Source organism: Pseudoxanthomonas gei (genome assembly GCF_010119615.1).
GTDB lineage: Bacteria > Pseudomonadota > Gammaproteobacteria > Xanthomonadales > Xanthomonadaceae > Pseudoxanthomonas_A > Pseudoxanthomonas_A gei.
In genome coordinates this window covers 94,538-113,678 of the sequence record NZ_QOVG01000010.1, presented here as the reverse complement: position 1 = coordinate 113,678, position 19,141 = coordinate 94,538, and the positions used below count along the sequence as shown (strand labels likewise).

General features: G+C 66.4%; 17 protein-coding genes and 1 riboswitch. Of the genes, 8 read left to right on the top strand and 9 right to left on the bottom strand.

Annotation, left to right across the window (positions count from 1 at the left end):
• Nucleotides 1–35: 35 nt before the first annotated feature.
• From DT603_RS14210 to DT603_RS14195, 4 genes are all read right to left on the bottom strand, one after another.
• Entirely contained in the window at nucleotides 36–410 is a 375-nt protein-coding gene (locus DT603_RS14210; protein ID WP_162350638.1) for a DUF423 domain-containing protein, read from the bottom strand.
• 171 nt (nucleotides 411–581) lie between these two features.
• Nucleotides 582–1,754, bottom strand: coding sequence for a polyketide cyclase (locus tag DT603_RS14205; RefSeq protein ID WP_162350637.1), 1,173 nt, complete (start codon nucleotides 1,752–1,754; stop codon nucleotides 582–584).
• Between the two features lie 164 nt (nucleotides 1,755–1,918).
• Nucleotides 1,919–2,560: a response regulator gene (locus DT603_RS14200; RefSeq protein WP_162350636.1), complete on the bottom strand. Its 642-nt coding sequence runs from the start codon at nucleotides 2,558–2,560 to the stop codon at nucleotides 1,919–1,921.
• The gene (locus tag DT603_RS14195) at nucleotides 2,557–3,783 is read right to left on the bottom strand and encodes a sensor histidine kinase (protein ID WP_162350635.1); all 1,227 of its coding nucleotides are present in this window, start codon (nucleotides 3,781–3,783) and stop codon (nucleotides 2,557–2,559) included. The genes DT603_RS14200 and DT603_RS14195 overlap by 4 nt, the downstream gene beginning before the upstream one ends.
• Before the next feature lie 148 nt (nucleotides 3,784–3,931).
• Between DT603_RS14195 and DT603_RS14190 the strand changes: the two genes are divergently transcribed.
• The 7 genes from DT603_RS14190 to DT603_RS14160 all read left to right on the top strand — a co-directional run bounded on the left by DT603_RS14190 (nucleotide 3,932) and on the right by DT603_RS14160 (nucleotide 9,930).
• The gene (locus DT603_RS14190) at nucleotides 3,932–4,534 is read left to right on the top strand and encodes a GNAT family N-acetyltransferase (protein ID WP_162350634.1); all 603 of its coding nucleotides are present in this window, start codon (nucleotides 3,932–3,934) and stop codon (nucleotides 4,532–4,534) included.
• The gene (minC, locus tag DT603_RS14185) at nucleotides 4,531–5,328 is read left to right on the top strand and encodes a septum site-determining protein MinC (RefSeq protein ID WP_162350633.1); all 798 of its coding nucleotides are present in this window, start codon (nucleotides 4,531–4,533) and stop codon (nucleotides 5,326–5,328) included. The genes DT603_RS14190 and minC overlap by 4 nt, the downstream gene beginning before the upstream one ends.
• A gap of 80 nt (nucleotides 5,329–5,408) precedes the next feature.
• On the top strand, nucleotides 5,409–6,218 hold the full coding sequence (gene minD / locus DT603_RS14180; RefSeq protein WP_162350632.1) for a septum site-determining protein MinD: 810 nt from the start codon (nucleotides 5,409–5,411) through the stop codon (nucleotides 6,216–6,218).
• Nucleotides 6,219–6,220: 2 nt separating this feature from the next.
• A complete protein-coding gene (minE, locus tag DT603_RS14175) occupies nucleotides 6,221–6,475 on the top strand; it encodes a cell division topological specificity factor MinE (RefSeq protein ID WP_162350631.1) in 255 nt (84 codons plus the stop codon).
• Between the two features lie 97 nt (nucleotides 6,476–6,572).
• Complete coding sequence (locus DT603_RS14170) at nucleotides 6,573–7,061, top strand: hypothetical protein (RefSeq protein WP_162350630.1); 489 nt, start codon at nucleotides 6,573–6,575, stop codon at nucleotides 7,059–7,061.
• A 32-nt stretch (nucleotides 7,062–7,093) separates the two neighbouring features.
• The gene (locus DT603_RS14165; RefSeq protein WP_162350629.1) at nucleotides 7,094–7,786 is read left to right on the top strand and encodes a YrbL family protein; all 693 of its coding nucleotides are present in this window, start codon (nucleotides 7,094–7,096) and stop codon (nucleotides 7,784–7,786) included.
• Nucleotides 7,787–7,830: 44 nt separating this feature from the next.
• Nucleotides 7,831–9,930: a M2 family metallopeptidase gene (locus tag DT603_RS14160; RefSeq protein WP_162350628.1), complete on the top strand. Its 2,100-nt coding sequence runs from the start codon at nucleotides 7,831–7,833 to the stop codon at nucleotides 9,928–9,930.
• Nucleotides 9,931–9,981: 51 nt separating this feature from the next.
• Here DT603_RS14160 and DT603_RS14155 read toward each other — a convergent pair whose 3' ends face one another.
• Nucleotides 9,982–10,461, bottom strand: coding sequence for a hypothetical protein (locus tag DT603_RS14155; protein ID WP_425500981.1), 480 nt, complete (start codon nucleotides 10,459–10,461; stop codon nucleotides 9,982–9,984).
• Between the two features lie 43 nt (nucleotides 10,462–10,504).
• Complete coding sequence (locus DT603_RS14150; RefSeq protein ID WP_162350627.1) at nucleotides 10,505–11,758, bottom strand: Bcr/CflA family efflux MFS transporter; 1,254 nt, start codon at nucleotides 11,756–11,758, stop codon at nucleotides 10,505–10,507.
• Between the two features lie 315 nt (nucleotides 11,759–12,073).
• A riboswitch (glycine riboswitch) is annotated at nucleotides 12,074–12,189 on the top strand.
• Nucleotides 12,190–12,228: 39 nt separating this feature from the next.
• Between DT603_RS14150 and gcvP the strand changes: the two genes are divergently transcribed.
• Complete coding sequence (gcvP, locus tag DT603_RS14145) at nucleotides 12,229–15,120, top strand: aminomethyl-transferring glycine dehydrogenase (RefSeq protein ID WP_162350626.1); 2,892 nt, start codon at nucleotides 12,229–12,231, stop codon at nucleotides 15,118–15,120.
• A 125-nt stretch (nucleotides 15,121–15,245) separates the two neighbouring features.
• Here gcvP and DT603_RS14140 read toward each other — a convergent pair whose 3' ends face one another.
• From DT603_RS14140 to DT603_RS14130, 3 genes are all read right to left on the bottom strand, one after another.
• A complete protein-coding gene (locus DT603_RS14140; protein WP_162350625.1) occupies nucleotides 15,246–16,169 on the bottom strand; it encodes an NAD(P)/FAD-dependent oxidoreductase in 924 nt (307 codons plus the stop codon).
• A gap of 69 nt (nucleotides 16,170–16,238) precedes the next feature.
• Nucleotides 16,239–16,580: a cupin domain-containing protein gene (locus DT603_RS14135; protein ID WP_162350624.1), complete on the bottom strand. Its 342-nt coding sequence runs from the start codon at nucleotides 16,578–16,580 to the stop codon at nucleotides 16,239–16,241.
• A gap of 190 nt (nucleotides 16,581–16,770) precedes the next feature.
• Nucleotides 16,771–18,978: a translocation/assembly module TamB domain-containing protein gene (locus DT603_RS14130; RefSeq protein WP_162350623.1), complete on the bottom strand. Its 2,208-nt coding sequence runs from the start codon at nucleotides 18,976–18,978 to the stop codon at nucleotides 16,771–16,773.
• Nucleotides 18,979–19,141: the final 163 nt, after the last annotated feature.

Sequence of the window (19,141 nt, the reverse complement as noted above, 5' to 3'; positions counted from 1 at the left end):
TTCCGCCGACGTTCGCGGCAGCTGGCCCGGCCCGCTCAGCGGCGCAAGGCATCGCCGGCCCACAGCACCCAGCCCAGCATCAAACTGATACCACCCACCGGAGCCAGCCTGGTGGTGTCCAGCTGACCCATGGCGGCCAGCGCCAGGCTGCCGGAAAACAGCAGCGTACCGAGCAGCAGCAGGTACAGGCCTGCCTTGCCCAGTGAACGGGTCGTGCCTGCCGCCAACGCGGCCAGCGCCACGCCATGGCCGAATGCGTAGAGGGTCGCTGTCTGCAGGTTGGATTGGGCATGGGCGTCGGTGACGCCATGCGAGGCATAGGCACCCAGGGCCACGGCCAGCGCGGCCAGCAGGGCACCGGCAAATGCGAGCAGGGAAGGCTTGCGCTGACGTCGGTCGTAGCTAGACAAGATTCAACCCCATGCTAGTGCAGCGTTTGTGGCGGTTGGCGGCGCGCCCCAACCCCGAACCATCCCCGATACAACTGTCCCCGGGCCAGCCTGTTCCAGGCCCGAAATGCAACGCGCCGCAAAAGCGGCGCGTTGTTGAAACCCGCGCGGCGGACTGGCGCCCGCCTCGCGTCAGGGCTTCACGGCCCAGTAGATGTCGAACGCGCCGTCAGCGGTGAAGGACTGGTCCACGCCACCCTTCCAGGACTCGTAGGGACGGTCCGCCACTTCATAGCCGTTGGTCATCGCCCAGGCCCGCAGCGCATTACGCACCCCGTCCAGCTCAGCCATGTAACCCACGTAACTGCCGCTGGCCGCCTTGCGCGGTTCCACATGCACATATTCAACCGGCGTGCCGGATACCGAGACCTTGAGCGGTCCGGTGGAAGCCACGGGGGCGACCGTCGGAGCAGGCGCAGCCTCGGGCTTGGCCTTGTCGCCCTCAGCCGGCTTGGCCGGCGACGCGCCGCTGCGCTTGCGCACCGGTTGCGCCACGTCGAACGCATATTTCTCGGAACCGAAATCGGTGGTGATGATGCGCACCGGACCCGCGGCTTCCAGACCGTTGCTTTCCATCACGCGCTTGATCCATTCCTGGTTGGCCTTGATGGAAGTCTTGATCGCGTCGTTGCTCCGCTCGATGTTGCCGGCGTCAACCACCAGCAGGTCTTCAGCGGGCAGCTCGACCAGCTTGAGGCCGGTCAGCTTGCTGCCTTCGATGCGGTAGTCGAAATTGGGAACCGTGGCCAGCATGTTGGTCAGCTTGAACAGGCCCGAGTCGATGTTGTCACCCACGTGGCGGCTGACGTACATGCCGTTGAAGCGGCCGAACAGGTTCCATCCATAGTCGACGTCATAGGTCTGGGTGATCTGGACGTTGCGGCCATTCTTGCCGGTGGGCGAAAGCGTAATCAGGGTCTTCTTGTTGGAACCCGGGGTCTGGTCCTCGATCGCGTAACCGACCTTGCCGGTTCCGCCGGCCGTTCCCGGGGCCACGCTCTCGGTGATTTCCCAGTGGCCCTTGCCCCAGCGGTCGTCGCTGGAAGTGAAGTCGACTCGCGCGCCGACACCGGTATGGCCTTCTCCGCCGCCTGAATAGGTGAGCTCGCCCGCCTTGCCCGGGATCAGCGGGTTCCAGTCCTTGAGCCGGCGCACGTTGTTGACGGTATCGAACACAATCGTCATGCGGCGATTGGTTTCAGTGGATTCTTCAAGGTGCCGCTTGGAGGGGAGCACCAGGCCGACCACCAGGAACAGCGCCAGGACAAGCGCCAACGCAATCACGAACTCGATCAAACGGGTCATTCAGCAGTCTCCGGGGGCCGATCCCATGGCCAGTAAGATATATACGCAGCGCGCATCCTAGCAGGCTTGGCGGAATCGGTCAGCACCTGCTTTTAACCTTCCCTCCACGCTGCAATGCAGCGTGGAGGCATGGCTGGAGAGCGCCTCGCCGAGGCCATCCGGCTTCACACCAGCTGCAGCTCGAAGGCTTTAAGAACCGCGCGCGTGCGGTCGCGCACGCCGAGCTTGGACAGGATGTTGGAGACGTGGTTCTTGATGGTGCCTTCGGCCACGCCCAGCGAATTGGCGATCTCCTTGTTGGAGAAGCCACTGGCCATCAGCCGCAGGATCTCGGTTTCCCGGTCGGTCAACGGATCGGGGCGATCCAGGCTGACGAAGTCGTTGCGCATGTGCTCCAGGCCCGAGAGCAGGCGCTGGGTAACCGCCGGCTGCACCAGCGAGCCGCCCGAGGCCACGGCGCGGATCGCGCCCACCAGTTGTTCCAGCGAAACGTCCTTCAGCAGGTAGCCCTTGGCGCCTGCCTTCAGGCCGGCCAGCACCAGCTGGTCGTCGTCGAAGGTGGTCAGGATGATCGACGGCGGTAGCTGGCCGGCGGCGGCCAGGGCCTGCAAGGCCTCAAGCCCGGACATCACCGGCATGCGCATGTCCATCAGCACCACGTCCGGACGCAGTTGCGGCACCAGCTCCACCGCCTGCTTGCCATCGGCGGCTTCGCCGACCACCTCGATGCCGTCATCGAGCGCCAACAGCGAGCGGATGCCCTGGCGCACCAGGTTCTGGTCGTCGACCAGGCAGACTCGGATCATGCAATTCCTCCGGCAGTAACGGGTTCTGGCCCACGCTCGAGGACCAGCGGTTCATGGATGCCGACCGGCAACTGCAGGCAAAGCCTGAAGCCGCCGCCGGCACGCGATTCGATGGTCATGTTGCCACCCTGCAGGCGCAGGCGTTCGCGCATGCCGCGCAGGCCGTTGCCGGCAATGACGGTGTCGGCGCCGCGGCCGTCGTCGCGGGCGTCGATCAGGATTGTCGACGTCTCGCGCCTGCAGTGGATCCACAGGTTGCGGGCGCCGGCATGGCGCACCGCATTGGTGATGATTTCCTGGGTGCAGCGCAGCAGCACGTGGGCGCGCTCGGCGTCATCCAGGGTCAACGGTTCCTCGATGTCCATGTGGATGTCGAGGCCCGGTACCCGCTCGGTCAGCAGCAGCAGGGCCGAGCCCAGGTCGATGGCGTCGCCTTCGCGCAGCTGGCTGACCACTTCGCGCACGTCGGTGAGCAACAGGCGGGCCAGCGCATGGGCCTGCTTGACGTGCTCCTGGGCGCGGCCTTCGGTCATGTGCCCGGCCACTTCCAGGTTCAGGCTCAGCGCGGTCAGGTGGTGGCCCAGCAGGTCATGCAGTTCCCGCGAAATACGGGTGCGCTCGTTGACCCGGGCACTTTCGGCCAGCAGCACCCGGGTCGCGCGGAGTTCGGCATTCAGGCGGCGCTGCTCTTCGCGCGCCGTGGCCTGTTCGCGGGCGACGTAGGCGGTGACCAGCACGAACACCGCGAAACCTACGTAGAACGAGGCCTGGAAGACCGCTTCCCAGAAATTGAAGATGCCCAGCGCCATGAACGAGGGAACCAGGAAGATATGCGCCACCACCAGCCAGGCCACCGCCACCCGCACGCTGAGAAGCCACGGCAGCACGCCGGCCACGATCAGCATCAGCAGCGCACCCAGGCCGGTCTTGGTGTAAAGCCCCACCGCCAGGGCGGCCAGGGTCAGCGCCACCAGCAGCGGGATATCCCAGATCGAGACCACCGGGACCCGCGCCGAGCTGGCCAGGGACCGGGTGGCCAGCCAGTAGCACAGGCCGAATACCAGGTAGGCCACCACCGCCATGGGCACGTTGATGCCCTGCTCGTCCACGCCGCTGGAAGGCGGCAGGAACCACGCATTGCCCACGATGGGAATGCCGACCAGCGCCCAGGTATAAAGACCGGCGCTGCGCAGGAGTCGGGTATGGCTGAGTCGGGACCACATGCAGGCATCTTAGGCCGATTGCCCGGCGAGCACCCCGACCGAAAGTCATGCCGGCCCAGCGGGACATGCGCCCTGCGCCGCGCCACCCATGCGATAATCCGCGCCGGTGGCTCGCGGCCATCGACGTGTTCCCCCCGGAGTAAGTTGAATGTCGATAGTCATCCGCGACGTGCGCGAGCACGAGCTGGATTCCGTTCTAGCCCTGAACAACAACGCCGGACTGGCGATCCTTCCCTTGGATTCGGCCAGGCTGCAGCGTTTCTACCGGCAGGCGGAGTATTTCCGCGTTGCCGAGCGTGATGGCAACCTGGCCGGCTTCCTGGTCGGTTTCGGCGCCGACTCCGACCATGACAGCAGCAACTTCCGCTGGTTCCGCGAGCGATATCCGAATTTCTTCTATATCGACCGCATCGTGGTCGCCAGCCGCCGTCGCGGCGGCGGCGTGGGCCGCGCCTTCTATGCCGACGTGCAGAGCTATGCCGAGCTGCGCTATCCGCAGTTGGCCTGCGAAGTCTTCCTGGACCATGGCGCCGACCCGGCCCTGCTGTTCCATGGCAGTTTCGGATTCAAGGAAGTCGGCCAGAGCCAGATGCCCGATGCCGGCGTCCGCGCCAGCATGCTCATGAAGGAACTGTGCAGCTATTCGTGGGTGAAACAGACCTATGGCGATACCCTGCCCGACCAGCCGTGGACGCGCAGCCGCCTGCAGGTGGAAACGGCCGGCGAACGATCGACGGGCACATTGGCGTGACCTCGACGAACCTGGACTACGAACAGGCCGGCGAGCTCAAGATCGGCCAGGTCGGCATCGCCAACCTGCGCGTACGTACGCTGGACGTGGCGCAGCTGTCGCGCGAGATGCGCGAACGCGTGGAACGGGCGCCCAAGCTGTTCGGGCGCGCGCCGGTCATCGTCGATTTCGGCGGCTTGGCGCAGATGCCTGACGTGGCTACTGCCAAAGCCCTGCTGGACGGGCTGCGTGGCGCCGGCGTGTTGCCGGTGGGCCTGTCCTACGGCAGCCGCGAAACCGAACAGCTGGCCGAAAAACTTGGCCTGCCGCTGCTGGCCAAGTTCCGTGCGCAGTACGAGCCGGTTGCCGCCGCAGCGCCGCCGCCCGCACCCGCACGCCGGGAAAGCGTCACCGCGGCTGAAGCCGCGCCGGCCAAGGCGCCCAGCAAGGCCCCGCCGGCCGCGATTGCCGGCAGTCCAGGCCTGGTCCAGAAGACGCCGGTGCGTTCCGGCCAGCAACTGTATGCCGAGAATCGTGACCTGACCGTGCTGACCACCGTCGGCGCAGGCGCCGAGGTCATCGCCGACGGCTCCATCCACATTTACGGCACCTTGCGTGGTCGCGCGCTGGCCGGCGCCCAAGGCAATACCGACGCGCGCATCTTCTGCCGCGAGTTCCATGCCGAACTCGTGGCCATTGCCGGCCATTACAAGGTGCTGGACGACGTCCCCAAGGAGCTGCGCGGCAAGGCCGTGCAGATCTGGCTCGAACGCGGTCCTGACAAGCAGGACCAACTCATGTTTGCCGCCCAGTAGGGTTGCGTCATGGCCTGTGACCAGGCCGGACGGATCCACCAGGCGGCATCCCCCCGAACGTACAAGCAGGAGATAAACCATTGGCTGAGATTATCGTTGTCACTTCCGGCAAGGGCGGCGTGGGCAAGACCACCACCAGCGCCAGCATCGCCTGCGGGCTGGCGCGCCGCGGCAAGAAGGTCGCGGTCATCGACTTCGACGTCGGCCTGCGCAACCTGGACCTGATCATGGGTTGTGAGCGCCGCGTCGTGTACGACTTCGTCAACGTCACCCAGGGCGAGGCCACGCTGAAGCAGGCGCTGATCAAGGACAAGCGTTTCGACACGCTGTTCATCCTTGCCGCCTCGCAGACGCGAGACAAGGATGCGCTGACCAAGGAAGGCGTCGAGAAGGTGCTCAAGGACCTGGACGCCGATGGCTTCGACTTCGTGGTCTGCGATTCGCCGGCCGGCATCGAGAAAGGCGCCTACCTGGCCATGTATTTCGCCGACACCGCGGTGGTGGTTGTGAATCCGGAAGTATCCAGCGTGCGCGATTCCGACCGCATCCTGGGCCTGCTCGATTCCAAGACCCGCAAGGCCGAGAATGGCGAGACCCTCAAGCCGCACCTGCTGCTTACCCGCTACAGCCCCTCGCGCGTGGAAGCCGGCGAGATGCTGAGCATCAAGGACGTGGAGGAAGTGCTGGGCCTGAAAACCCTGGGCGTGATCCCCGAGTCGGGCGACGTGCTGAATGCATCCAACAAGGGCGAGCCGGTGATCCTGGAACTGGAATCGGTCGCAGGCCAGGCCTACGACGACGCCGTCGGCAGGCTGCTGGGCGAAGACCGTCCGCTGCGCTTCACCACCGTGGAGAAGAAAGGATTCTTCACCAAGCTGTTCGGAGGCTGAGCATGGGACTTTTCGATTTCCTCAAGCCGAAGAAAGAAACCGCCTCCATCGCCCGAGATCGACTGCGCATCATCGTGGCCCAGGAGCGCACCTCCCGCGGCGCCCCGGACTACCTGCCGATGCTGCAGCGCGAGCTGCTGGAAGTGATCAAGAAGTACGTCAACGTCGATGCCGACGCGGTCAACGTCAAGCTGATCAAGGAAGGCGAGCACGACGTGCTGGACATCTCGGTGTCGCTGCAGGAAGGCGCCGCCTGATCCCGTCGCAGCAGGAGCGGGTCGTGCACGCGATGCGCTTCCCGCAGAGCCTGCAGCCAGAGCAACGCGCCCGGGCGGCGCGCTTGCCTGCACGCACATGATCGCTTCCAACACCCAGGCCGATGCAGATCCTCAAGTCCTGCGACTGGGCGATATTCCCCTGCAGGCCGTCGAGTCATTGCTTGCACGCCACGCGCTGCAATTGCAGGTTACGGAAGCCGGCATTCCCATCCCCGGCAGCTTCTGGGGCGACCCCGAGGCCGGGGTGATCGGCAATACCGTCTACGCGCGCGCCGACACGCCCGTGCATTCGCTGCTGCACGAGGCCTGCCATCTGATCGTGCTGTCGCCCGAGCGGCGTGCGCAGGTACATACCGATGCCACCGATTCGGACATCGAGGAAGATGCGACCTGCTACCTGCAGATCGTGCTGGCCGACGCCCTGCCGGGAGTCGGCCGTGACCGGCTGATGGCCGACATGGATGCATGGGGATACTCGTTCCGCCTGGGCAGCACGCGTGCCTGGTTCGAAGGCGATGCGGAGGATGCGCAGGCATGGCTGCAGGCCAAGGGACTTCCGGGCTGAGCTCCGCGGACGGCATCAGGCACACTGGCGGCATGGAACCTGCTGTTTCCAATCCACCGCAATGGCAGGGCCTGGCGCTCATCGCACACGGCGCAAACCGCGTCTGCGTGCGGGATCCGCAGGATGCCGCGCTGTGCCTGAAGTTCGAACTGCCGGCCAACGAACGAACCCGGGTCGGCCTGCGCCAGCGCGTGCGCCGCTGGCTGGGCATGCGCATGGGGTATTTCGGCGAGAACCAGACCGAACTGCGTGCCTACCGCAAGCTGCGCGCGCGCCTGGGTGACGCGCTCGACGGCTGGGTCGCCCGATGCCATGGCCTCGCCATGACACGGGCAGGCGTGGCCCTCCAATGCGAGTGCGTGCTCCAGGAAGACGGCCGCCCCGCGCGCAGCCTCTATTCGCATCTCTTCGAAACGACCGGCCATGATCCTGCCGCACTGTGCGGCGCCATCGACCGCATGGAAGCCTGGCTGCTGCGCAACAACGTGCCGCTGTTCGACCTCAACGCGGGGAATTTAGTGGTCAGCAGCCGCGCCGGACAGGTCGAACTGGTCTGCGTCGACGCCAAGTCGGTCATCAGTGGCAAGGAAATCCTGCCGTTCTCGCGCTGGTCGCGCGTGCTCATGCATCGCAAGCTGCGCCGCCGGGCGCAACGCCTGCGCCAGCGCGTCGCCGCTGCCCTGGCTGACGGGCCCGCGCTTGCAGGACGCGCGCCACCACACTAGCCTTCCGGTTCCCGCGCTTACGGCGCCCACTCAAAGGATCTTCCGTGAAGCATCGTCACCTGCTGCTTGCCCTGGCCATTGGCATTGGCGTCGTCACCCTGGGCGGCTGCAAGAAGGATGGCGAGGCGCCGGCAGAGACAGGCAAGGCCCCTGCGCCCAAGGGCGAAACCGCCGATGCATTCATAGCGCGGGTCAACGACGAGCTGCGCAAGTCCTATGCGGAAGGCACCTCGGCACAGTGGCTGTCGGCGACCTACATCAACGACGACACCGCGCTGCTGGCCGCCAAGGCCAACGAGCGTTACCTGACCCAGCTCAACGGCTGGATCGAGCAGGCCAAGCAGTTCGAAGGGCAGACCATGAAGCCCGAGACGGCGCGCGCCATCCACCTGCTGAAGCTGCTGACTTCCATGCCTGCGCCCAGGGATCCGGCCAAGCTCGCGGAACTGACCCAGATCGCCACGCGCATGGAGGGCATGTACGGCTCGGGTACCTATTGCACCGGTGAAGGTGCGGGCAAGCAGTGCCGCCAGCTCGGCGAGCTGGAGGATGTGCTGCGCAGCAGCCGCGACTACGACAAGCAGCTCGATGCCTGGCAGGGCTGGCACAGCGTCGCCCAGCCGATGCGCAAGGACTACACGCGCTTCGCCGAGCTGGTCAATGAAGGCGCCAGGGAAATGGGCTTCGCCGACACCGGCGAGATGTGGCGCAGCGGTTATGACATGACCCCGGTTGAAATCGCCGCGGAGACCGATCGCCTGTGGGGCCAGGTCAAGCCGCTGTACGAGCAACTGCATTGCTACACGCGCACCAAGCTGGAAGCCCAGTACGGCCAGGACAAGGGCCAGGTGAACGGGCTGTTGCCGGCCCACCTGATGGGCAACATGTGGCAGCAGGACTGGGGCAACCTGTGGGACATGCTGGAGCCGTTCAAGGGCGTGGGCAGCCTGGACATCACCGGCGCACTCGAGCAGCAGGGCAATGCCGAATACAACAAGCGGTTGTCGGACGCGACCCTGGACACGCAGGATCCCTTCGAGGACGCGCGCACGCGCAACTACGACCGCCTGCTGAAGGAGCTGGGCCACGCCGCGACCGGCGACGAACGCCGCGCCCTGAACCAGCGCGCCTACGACGAGGCGATCACTCGCCTGGCCGCCATCCGGCGCGATGCCGACCTGCAGACCGCCAAGGCGATGACCGAACGCGCGCAGGATTTCTACACCTCGCTGGGCATGCCGAAGCTGCCGGAAAGTTACTGGGCCAAGACCCAGTTCACCAAGCCGCTGGACCGCGACGTGGTCTGCCACGCCAGTGCCTGGGACATGAACATGGCCGGCGACGTGCGCACCAAGATGTGCATCAAGCCGAACGAGGAAGACTTCACCACCATCTACCACGAGCTGGGCCACCTCTATTACGACCTGGCCTACAACAAGCAGCCCCCGCTGTTCCAGAGCGGTGCCAACGATGGCTTCCATGAAGCGATCGGCGACACCATCGTGTTGGCGATGACCCCTAAATACCTGAATTCCATCGGCCTGGTAGGCACGCCCGAACAGGGCGAGCAGGCGCTGATCAATTCGCAGATGCGCATGGCCCTGGCCAAGGTTTCGTTCCTGCCGTTCGGATTGATGATCGATCGCTGGCGCTGGGGCGTGTTCGATGGCTCGATCAAGCCGGACCACTACAACCAGGCCTGGTGGGAACTGAAGGCCAAGTACCAGGGCGTGGCGCCGGTGACCGCGCGCGGCGAGGATTTCTTCGACCCGGGCGCCAAGTACCACGTACCAGGCAACACTCCGTACACGCGCTACTTCCTTTCGCACATCCTGCAGTTCCAGTTCTACAAGGGCCTGTGCGATGCCTCCGGCTACAAGGGCCCGCTGTACGACTGCACCTTCTACGGCAACAAGGCGGCCGGCCAGAAGTTCTGGGCGATGCTGGAGAAAGGGGCAAGCCAGCCCTGGCAGGGCACGCTGAAGGAGCTCACCGGCACCGACAAGGCCGATGCCAGCGCAGTACTGGAATATTTCGCGCCACTGCAGACCTGGCTGAAGCAGCAGAACGAAGGCAAGACCTGCGGATGGCAGGCACCGGCGACCACCGTGGCGACCGCAGCCAAGGCAGCCAAGCCGCAATAGTTGCGAGGGACTTGTGGCAACAGGAAAAAGGCCGGCGCATGCCGGCCTTTTTCATGGACTGCCGTCGGGCGGCCTGCCGTCGGCCGGGGTGTCGTCAGGCGGGCTGCTGTCGGGCACCGTGCCCTCGGACGCCGTGTCGGCTTTGCGCGCGGCCACCTCGGCCATGTCACGCGCAAGCCCGGCCTCGAATTCCTCGAAGCTCATCGCGCGTTCCGCCACTTCCGACCAGGCCGCATCCTTCAGTGCATCCGACCAGGTCAGCCGCACGGGCGTACCCTGCGCTTCGTGCAGCAGCGCCGCGCGCCGGATCATGGCGAATACGTGGGCCGCGCTGGCCGAGCTGCCGGCGATCTGCCCGCCCATGCCGAGCACCCACTCGCCTTCCTGGCGCACGATGCCGGCCAGCAGGCGGCCTTGCTGGTCACGCAGTTGCGCATGCGGTTCGATGGGTGCGGCGCCGCGTTTGCGTCCGTCGGCCTTGGCCGCGCCCTGCTTGCCGGCTTCACGCCTGATCTTGGAGTTGATGGACATGGGCTTGATCGCCGTCATTCGAAAACAAGAGGCCAGTATCGCCTCAAAGCGGGTTGGGCGACTCTGCCGTCGCGCGTTCCGCCGGGCCATTCCTGGTGAAATCCGCCGGCGGCTGCATGCACACGCTGCGCTCCCAGCGCCAGAACACCCAGCCCAGCAGGGTCAGCGTGGCGCTGCCCAGGGCCAGGTGCAAAGTATCGTGACTGAGCCATGGCGACAGCGCGCCGGAGACCAGTGCGGCCACCACCAGGCTGGTGAAGGCCTGCAATGACGAGGACGCGCCGCGCTGGCGTGGATACATGTCCAGGATGGCCAGGGTGAGGATCGGGAACACCAGCGAAACGCCCACGCCGGTCAGGAACAGCGGCAATACGGCCCACGGAATGGTGAACGGGTCGGCAAAGGCGGCATAGGCGATGTGCAGCACCGCACCGATGCCGCCGACCATGAAACCAATGGCGGTCAGCCGGTCCCCGCCCATGCGGCCTGCCGCGCGCCCGGACAGGTACGAGCCCACCACCATGCCGCCAATGGTCGGAATGAACAGCCAGCCGAAATCCTTTTCGCCAAGGTGCAGGTGCTGCATCACCAGTACCGGCGCCGAGGCGATGAAAATAAACATCCCGGCGAAGTTGAATGCACCGGATGCCGCCAGTCGCTGGAAGCGTGGATTGAGGAAGATCGACACGTAATCGCGGACCAGGCCGCGCATGACCAATGGCGCGCGGGCGCTGGGCGGATGGGTTTCGGGGAACCAGGCCCAGGTGGCCAGCAACAGCACCGCCGAAAACGCGGTCAGGAACCAGAAGATCACCGGCCATTCGCCCCAGCCCAGGATCCAGCCGCCAACGATGGGCGCGATGGCCGGCGCGATGCCGAACAGCATCGATACCTGGCTCATCAGCCGCTGCGCATCGTCGCCATGAAAGAGATCGCGGATGGCGGCGCGCCCCACGATCTGCCCTGCCCCGGCCGACAGCCCCTGGATGGCGCGGAACGCCAGCAGAGTGGGCAGGTCGCGCGCCAGCGCGCAGCCGACCGATGCCAGGGTGAACACGACCATGCCGCCGATGATCACCGAACGACGGCCGATGGCATCGGACAGCGGCCCATGCACGATGCTCATCGCCGCATACGCGATCAGATACACGCTGACGGTCTGCTGGATCGCCAGCGGGCCCGCATCCAGTTGCGCGCCCATCTGCAGGAACGCGGGGAAGATCGTGTCGATGCAGAAGGGGCCCAGCATCGACAGGCCGGCAAGCAGCCAGGTCAGGCGTCGCGTGGAGGTTTTCATCCGCCTGCCGCCAAGGGGAACGGGTCGGCAATGACAGGGCTCGGCGCTTTCATTCAGGAACCGGCGGCAGCATGGCTTGTCAGTCTAGGCCATGGGCCGACTCCCGACATTCGTGGAGGGCTTGCCCCGCTGCTTTTCGCACGGGAGGCCAGGAGCAGCCGGGCAGGCCCGGCTCTACAGCGTGACGCGCCCAGCCGCCGCCAAGCTATAATCCTGGCGCAGCACGCAGTGGAAGAAGTGGCCGGCCTCGCAGGAGGCGCAGGCCGCTGCCGAAGGCGCAACGCCCGTAATCGCTCAGGCCAGTGACCGCCGCGTGCACAAAACTCTGGAGAGATCGGCCCGCCTTACTGGTATGCGGCCGGCGCCGAAGGGGCAAGAAGCGCGCACCGCTGCGCTTCCAAACTCTCAGGCAGAAGGACAGAGGGGCGCCCCACGTGCGGCTCCGCGCGTGCCCTACGGACGTCCCTGCCATGTCAAAGACACCCTCGCCCCCCCTGCGCGACCTCGAGCATCATTCCGCTTTCGTCGAGCGCCACATCGGCCCCAACGACGCCGAGATCGCGCACATGCTGCAGGTCATCGGCCACGACTCGCTGGATGCGATGACCGATGCCATCGTTCCCTCCAACATCAAGTCGCCCGCACCGCTGGCACTGCCCGAAGCCATCACCGAAGTCGAGGCGCTGGCCAAGATCCGAAAGATTGCCGACCGCAACGAAGTCTTCCGCAGCTTCATCGGTCAGGGTTATTACGGCACCCACACGCCCAACGTGATCCTGCGCAACATCCTCGAGAACCCGGCCTGGTACACCGCCTACACGCCCTACCAGGCGGAGATCTCGCAAGGCCGCATGGAAGCGCTGATCAACTTCCAGACCCTGGTCGCCGACCTGACCGGCATGGAAATCGCGAACGCCTCGCTGCTGGACGAAGCCACCGCCGCGGCCGAGGCGATGACGCTGGCGAAACGTTCGGCGAAATCCAAATCCAATGTGTTCTTCGTCTCGAACAACGTGCACCCGCAGACCCTCGAAGTGTTGCGCACGCGCGCCGAGCCGATGGGCATCACCCTGCATGTCGGCGATGATGCCGAAGCACTGACGCTCGACAGCTACGGCGTGCTGCTGCAGTACCCCGACAGCCTGGGCCGCATCGGCGACCACCAGGCACTGGCCGATGCGGTGCATGCACGCCACGGCCTCGTCGCCGTGGCCACCGACCTGCTGGCGCTGACCCTGATCAAGTCGCCCGGGGAATGGGGCGCCGACATCGTGGTCGGCAACAGCCAGCGTTTCGGCGTGCCTTATGGTTTTGGTGGTCCGCATGCCGCCTTCATGGCCTGCCGCGACGCCTACAAGCGCTCCATGCCGGGACGCCTGATCGGCGTTTCGGTGGATGCCGAAGGCAAGCCGGCCTACCGCCTGACCCTGCAGACCCGCGAACAGCACATCCGCCGCGAGAAGGCCACCTCCAACATCTGCACCGCGCAGGTATTGCTGGCGGTGATGGCCAGCATGTACGCCGTCTACCATGGCCCCGAGGGACTAACCCGCATTGCACAACGCACCCATCGCCTGGCCACGATCCTGGCGGGCGCGCTGCGCAGCGTAGGAGTGGAAGTTGCTGGTGACTACTTCGACACCCTGCATGTGACCGGTGTCGATGCCGCCGCCATCCATCTCTATGCCAGCCACCAGCGCATCAACCTGCGCAAGATCGACGCCAGCAGCGTGGGCATCAGCCTTGATGAAACCACCACGCGCGCCGATATCGTCGCCCTGGCCCTGGTGTTCGGCGCGAAGATCGAGGACATCGACAGCCTGGATGGCGAAGCGACGGATGCACTGCCTGCGGCGCTGGTGCGCAGCAGCGGATTCCTGACCCACCCGGTGTTCAACACCCACCACAGCGAACACGAGATGCTGCGCTACATGCGTTCGCTGGCGGACAAGGACCTGGCCATGGACCGGACCATGATCCCGCTGGGCAGCTGCACCATGAAGCTCAATGCCACCGCCGAGATGATCCCCATCACCTGGCCCGAGTTCGCCAACATCCACCCGCTGGCACCCGCCGCGCAGGTTACCGGCTACCGGCAGCTGATCGACGAGCTGGAAGCGATGCTGGTCGAATGCACCGGCTACGACGCCGTCAGCCTGCAGCCCAACTCGGGCGCGCAGGGGGAATACGCCGGCCTGCTGGCGATCCGCGCCTGGCACCGCTCGCGTGGCGAAGACCAGCGTGACATCTGCCTGATTCCCGAATCGGCGCACGGCACCAATCCGGCTTCGGCGCAGATGTGCGGCATGAGCGTGGTGGTCACCAAGTGCGATGCCAACGGCAACGTCGACGTGGAAGACATCCGCAGGCAGGCGGAAAAATATTCCGGTCGCCTCGCCGCGCTGATGATCACCTACCCGTCCACGCATGGCGTGTTCGAGGAAGACATCGTCGCCATCTGCGAGATCGTGCATGCGCATGGCGGCCAGGTGTATACCGACGGCGCCAACATGAACGCCCTGGTCGGCGTGGCCAAGCCCGGCAAGTGGGGCTCGGACGTCTCCCATCTCAACCTGCACAAGACCTTCTGCATCCCGCATGGCGGCGGCGGCCCCGGCGTCGGCCCCTGCGCGGTGAAGTCGCACCTGGCGCCGTTCCTGCCGCGCACCCTGGGCGGCCAGGGCGATGTGGGCATGGTCAGCGCCGCCAGTTTCGGCAGCGCCAGCATCCTGCCGATCAGCTGGATGTACATCACCCTGATGGGCACGCAGGGCCTGCGCAAGGCCACCCAGGTGGCGCTGCTCAACGCCAACTACATCGCCCGGCAACTCGCGCCGCATTACGAAACGCTCTACACCGGCCGCAATGGCCTGGTCGCGCACGAATGCATCCTTGACCTGCGCCCGCTGAAGGACGCCACCGGCATCGGTGCCGAGGACGTGGCCAAGCGCCTGATCGATTTCGGCTTCCATGCGCCGACCCTGAGCTTCCCGGTCGCCGGCACGCTGATGGTCGAGCCGACCGAAAGCGAATCACTGCATGAGCTCGATCGCTTCATCGCGGCCATGATCGAGATCCGCAACGAGATCCGCGCGGTAGAAGCAGGCTCGCTGGATCGTGAGGACAATCCGCTGAAGAATGCCCCGCACACGGCCACCATGGTCATGGCCAGCGAATGGACCCACGCCTATCCGCGCGAACTGGCCGCGTTCCCGCTGGCCACGTTGAAACTGCAGAAATACTGGCCGCCGGTGGCCCGCGTGGACAACGTGCACGGCGACAAGAACGTGTTCTGCAGCTGCATCCCGATCAACGAGTTCGCCGGCGAGATCGAAGCCTTCAGCGAGCCCGATGTGATGTAGGCGCAACACCTGCAAGAAGGAAGAAGGCCCGTTTCCGACGGGCCTTTTTTATTCGAGCGATGGCGCGCCAGATGCGGGCCGGACGCCGCCCTAGGTCAGCTCGTCCGCATTCGGCCAGGTTCGCTTCAGCCCGGCTGTGCGCGCGGCACCAGGGGCAACTGGTTGTGCAGGCGGGTAGCGGCAAGCGCGGCCTGGCCAACGGCGACGGAGATCTGGTTAAGGCCGCTGACCACGTCGCCAATCGCATACAGGCCCGGCACGCTGGTGGCCTGGTTCCGGTCCACCACGATCTCGCCGCCGTCGGTCAGGCGCACCCCCAGAGCGTCGGCGAGGCCGGCACTGGTATGGCAGCCCAGGTAGGGATACACGCTGTCGAAAACGGAGGTGCCTTCTGCCGTGGTCCAGGTGCAGCGTTCGCCGTCGAACCCCAGCGTCCCGCCGGCGGGCAGCACCTCCACGCCCGCGCCCAGCGCGGCGCGCAAGGCTTCGTCGGTTTCGTCCTGGTCCTGGTCGATGGGCAACAACCAGACATGTTCCGAGTAGGAGCGCAGGAACGTGCCGTGGCTGGCGATGTCCTTCAGCAGGCCGTACACGCCGATGCGCGTATCCGTGGCTTCGTAGGCGTCGCAGATGGAACACAGGCGCAGCGCATGGCGGGCGACTGCCTCCTCCACCCAGGGCGCGTCGGGCAATTTGTCGGACAGGCCGGTGGCCAGGATCACGCTGCGTGCGCGCCACTGGCGCCCATCCGCATTGAGCACGAAGTTCTCGCCTTCGCGCTCGATCGAATCCACCCGCACCGGTTCGAAGTGCGCGTCGAACTCGCCGGCCTGGCGCCGCATGCGCAGCAGCAGTTCCACGCCCGAAACACCATTGGGGAAGCCGGGGCAGTTGTTGCTTTCAGGAATCCAGCGCGCACGGCTGTCGCCGTCGTCGAACACCGCGCACGAGCGATGGAAGCGACGCAGGTAGGTGGCTGCGGTCAGGCCGGCCGGCCCACCACCCACGATAGCCACGTCGAGCAGGTCGTCGGCGCCGGAGTCAGACATGGCACGCGTCCGCGTGCAGGCCGGGCCGCGTTGCATCTGCGCGATACGCGGCAATACGCCACCGCGCGCTCACTCCCGACCTGCCGGCAGCGCTTCGCCGTCGTCCGCGTAGGCAGGCGGGGAATAGAAATTCAGCGTCTTCAACGACGTGCGCCCGATGTTGCGTACCTCATGCCGCTCTCCTTTCTCGATCACCAGCAGGCTGCCGGCCTTGAGTGCCTGCTCCACCCCTTCCACGATGGCCACGCCAATCCCGGACACCACGTACAGCCATTGATCCGCGCCCTGGTGCCGGTTTTCCGGCCCGCCCTCGCTACCGCCAGGTGCGATCACCATTTCGGCTGCCTGCACCTGGCGCAGGTCGAACACCACCCGGAACCCCCTGCCAAAACGCAAATGCCTGGACTTCATGGCGGCCTCCCTATCGCAGGAATACAGCATGCCACTGGTGCGTTAAGTCTGGGAAAACAGCGGCTCGGCCAGCTGTCGAACGGCCTGCCTGTGCCGGCCGTGCAGCTCGCCGGATACGCGATGCCGGCCGCGTGCCGCGTGCCGCGTGCCGCGGGCTGCGTGCCGCGGGCTGCGCGTGCGCGGCCTGGCCTCAGGGCGAGGCCTTGCCTGCGGTCATCGCCGGCAAGCCGTCATACCACTGGCGCGCCTTCAGAAGATGCAGCTTGTGCTGCCCGCCACTGGTTTCCGCGCCCAGACCCAGCACCCCCCAACGTGCATACAGCGCGCCTGTCGACTGGCCTTTCGCCATCCGCATGCGCGCGTCCAGGTCGATGCGCTGGTTGCGCGCGCGCAGCGCGTCGATGGTGACCGCATCGCCGTCCAGCCGCACCCTTGCCGTGGCGTCGGCCTGGCCCGCGTCGATCAGCTTGCCGACCCATTTGGGAAACGCGCTGCGATCGGCATACAGGTCCAGCAGGGCACTCACATCCTTCATCACCACCCGTGCGTTGCCTTGCAGGGAGATCGGCTGCTGCCAGTCCAGCGAACCCTCTTCGAAATCGAGCCTCGCCCACCACGGGCCGTCCGTGGGCCGGGCATCACCCACCTGCACACCGTCCAGTCCCAGCTTCAGGCTCTCGATGCGGTAGCGGTGAGGCCCGCCCTGCGCGCGTACCAGGCGCGAATCCAGGGTCAGGTCACCGACCACCCGCGAAGGGCCGAAGCGCACGTCGGCGCGCCGTCCGGTCAGTCGCAGCTCGCCCCGGCGCAACTGGCCCTTGGCATCCAGCTGCAGGTCGGCACCCAGCGTGCCGGTACCGCCCTCGAACTGCAGGCTGCCGGCCGGCAGGCTGGGGTTGTAGGCGCGCAGGTCCGGGATCCGTGCACCGGCAAAGCGCACGCGTGCCTGCATGGTCCTGCGGAATTCCGACAGCTGCCCCGAAGCGGTCAGGCCGAGCGACAGATCGCTGCCCTGCACGTAGGCCTGTTGCCTGGATGCGCGCGGCGCCAGCGCGAAACGCTGCGCCACGAAATCGATATTGGTGCGTCCGTCTTCCATCGTCGCGCGCGCGGTGGCGTGGCCGCTGGCGACCGTGTCGAAGACATCGGCGACCACTTCGGCATCCAGCACTTCGGCGTGGCTGCCGGACACCAGCCGCCCCTGCCGCAGTCGCAGGTCGGCGACCACGTCGGCGGCACCGTCCAGGCGCAACCAGCCATCGGACAGCATCGGATTGATCCAGCGCAGCGTGGCGAAATGCCAACGCCCCTTGACAGTGCCCGACGTCTTGCCCAGCAGCGCCTCCGGATCGGCGCGCAACAGCCGGCGCTCGGCCAGGTGCAGGCGCAGGTCGATGGCGTCCTCGCGCCCCGGGCGCCGGGGCACGCGGGCGTGCACGGCCACTCCGTCGTTGCGCACGTCCGCATCGAGCTGCAGACGATAGCCCTGGGCGCTGGCGCTGGCACTGTCCAGGGTCACCGGCGCATTCCATCGCAGCGTGCCGCCCGGCTGCAAGGCGCCGCGGCTGAGCACCAGGTCGACCTGCACGCGGCCGTCCTGGCCGCTGCTGGCCAGGGCCAACTTGCCCTGCGCGCCTTCGGTCACGCCCAGGCCTGGAGCGTGCCCGTCCACGCGCAGGTGCGCATCGACGAAGCGCACCTTGTCGTAGCCCTGCGCCTGTTTGCGCGTATTCGGCGCCATCTCCAGGTCGAGCTCGACGCGGGCCTCGCGCGCCAGCTCCAGCGCACCCCGGCGTACAGTGGCCGCCGGCATGCGCAGCGTCGACGGGGTCACTTCCACCGGCCCGCCACGCAACACCTTGTGCAGGCCGAAGCGTGCATGGCCCTGCCCTTCCACCACCCAGTCACCCACGCGGATGCGTTGCAGCGACGCGGTGCTGATGCCGTCGAAGTGCAGCTCCCACGGGCCACGCGCCAATGCGGCGGCGCTGCGCGGCAGCGATGGGGCAAGGTCGGTGGCGACGCGATCGACGCCTACCTGCACGTCGCGCGCGTGGATGGTGCCGAAGCTCAGCCTGCGCGCCAGCAGCGGCAACATCTTGATGCGCCCGTCGGCGCCGGCGCTGCTGGCCGACCACATGGTGGTGCGCGCATGGCCGCCGACCTTGATGCCGCGCGCATGGATGTGGCCGGGATACAGGCTGAAGGCGCTGCGCCATTCGATATGGAAGCGCTCGGGCTTCTGGTTGAAGGCCAGCGCGGACAGCGGGGTGTTGAGGAACACATTGGCCAGCAGCAGGTACAGCGCATACAGCAGCGCAAGCAGCATCGCGACCCTGCGCAGGGCGGTGCGATGGCGGTGCCGCCAGGAGCGGAGGAACGGCAAGGGTGAAGGCAAGGTGGGCTTCCTGGTCGTGACGGCGCCCGACCCAGTACCGTCCTGATCCGTTTGCCTGCCGCCAGACTGTAGCCGACCCGGGTAGAACGGCATGAAGACACGGCCGCTGTCGCTGGTCGCGGGCGCCTGGATCGCACTGTCGAACCAGATCGCCTGCGCCGGG

What these genes read in the sequence shown, in the direction of transcription:
- DT603_RS14205 (WP_162350637.1), bottom strand. Translation starts at nt 1,754, where the DNA reads ATGACCCGTTTGATCGAGTTCGTGATTGCGTTGGCGCTTGTCCTGGCG.
- DT603_RS14200 (WP_162350636.1), bottom strand. Translation starts at nt 2,560, where the DNA reads ATGATCCGAGTCTGCCTGGTCGACGACCAGAACCTGGTGCGCCAGGGC.
- DT603_RS14195 (WP_162350635.1), bottom strand. Translation starts at nt 3,783, where the DNA reads ATGTGGTCCCGACTCAGCCATACCCGACTCCTGCGCAGCGCCGGTCTT.
- DT603_RS14190 (WP_162350634.1), top strand. Translation starts at nt 3,932, where the DNA reads ATGTCGATAGTCATCCGCGACGTGCGCGAGCACGAGCTGGATTCCGTT.
- minE (WP_162350631.1), top strand. Translation starts at nt 6,221, where the DNA reads ATGGGACTTTTCGATTTCCTCAAGCCGAAGAAAGAAACCGCCTCCATC.
- DT603_RS14170 (WP_162350630.1), top strand. Translation starts at nt 6,573, where the DNA reads ATGATCGCTTCCAACACCCAGGCCGATGCAGATCCTCAAGTCCTGCGA.
- DT603_RS14165 (WP_162350629.1), top strand. Translation starts at nt 7,094, where the DNA reads ATGGAACCTGCTGTTTCCAATCCACCGCAATGGCAGGGCCTGGCGCTC.
- DT603_RS14155 (WP_425500981.1), bottom strand. Translation starts at nt 10,461, where the DNA reads ATGTCCATCAACTCCAAGATCAGGCGTGAAGCCGGCAAGCAGGGCGCG.
- DT603_RS14150 (WP_162350627.1), bottom strand. Translation starts at nt 11,758, where the DNA reads ATGAAAACCTCCACGCGACGCCTGACCTGGCTGCTTGCCGGCCTGTCG.
- gcvP (WP_162350626.1), top strand. Translation starts at nt 12,229, where the DNA reads ATGTCAAAGACACCCTCGCCCCCCCTGCGCGACCTCGAGCATCATTCC.
- DT603_RS14140 (WP_162350625.1), bottom strand. Translation starts at nt 16,169, where the DNA reads ATGTCTGACTCCGGCGCCGACGACCTGCTCGACGTGGCTATCGTGGGT.
- DT603_RS14135 (WP_162350624.1), bottom strand. Translation starts at nt 16,580, where the DNA reads ATGAAGTCCAGGCATTTGCGTTTTGGCAGGGGGTTCCGGGTGGTGTTC.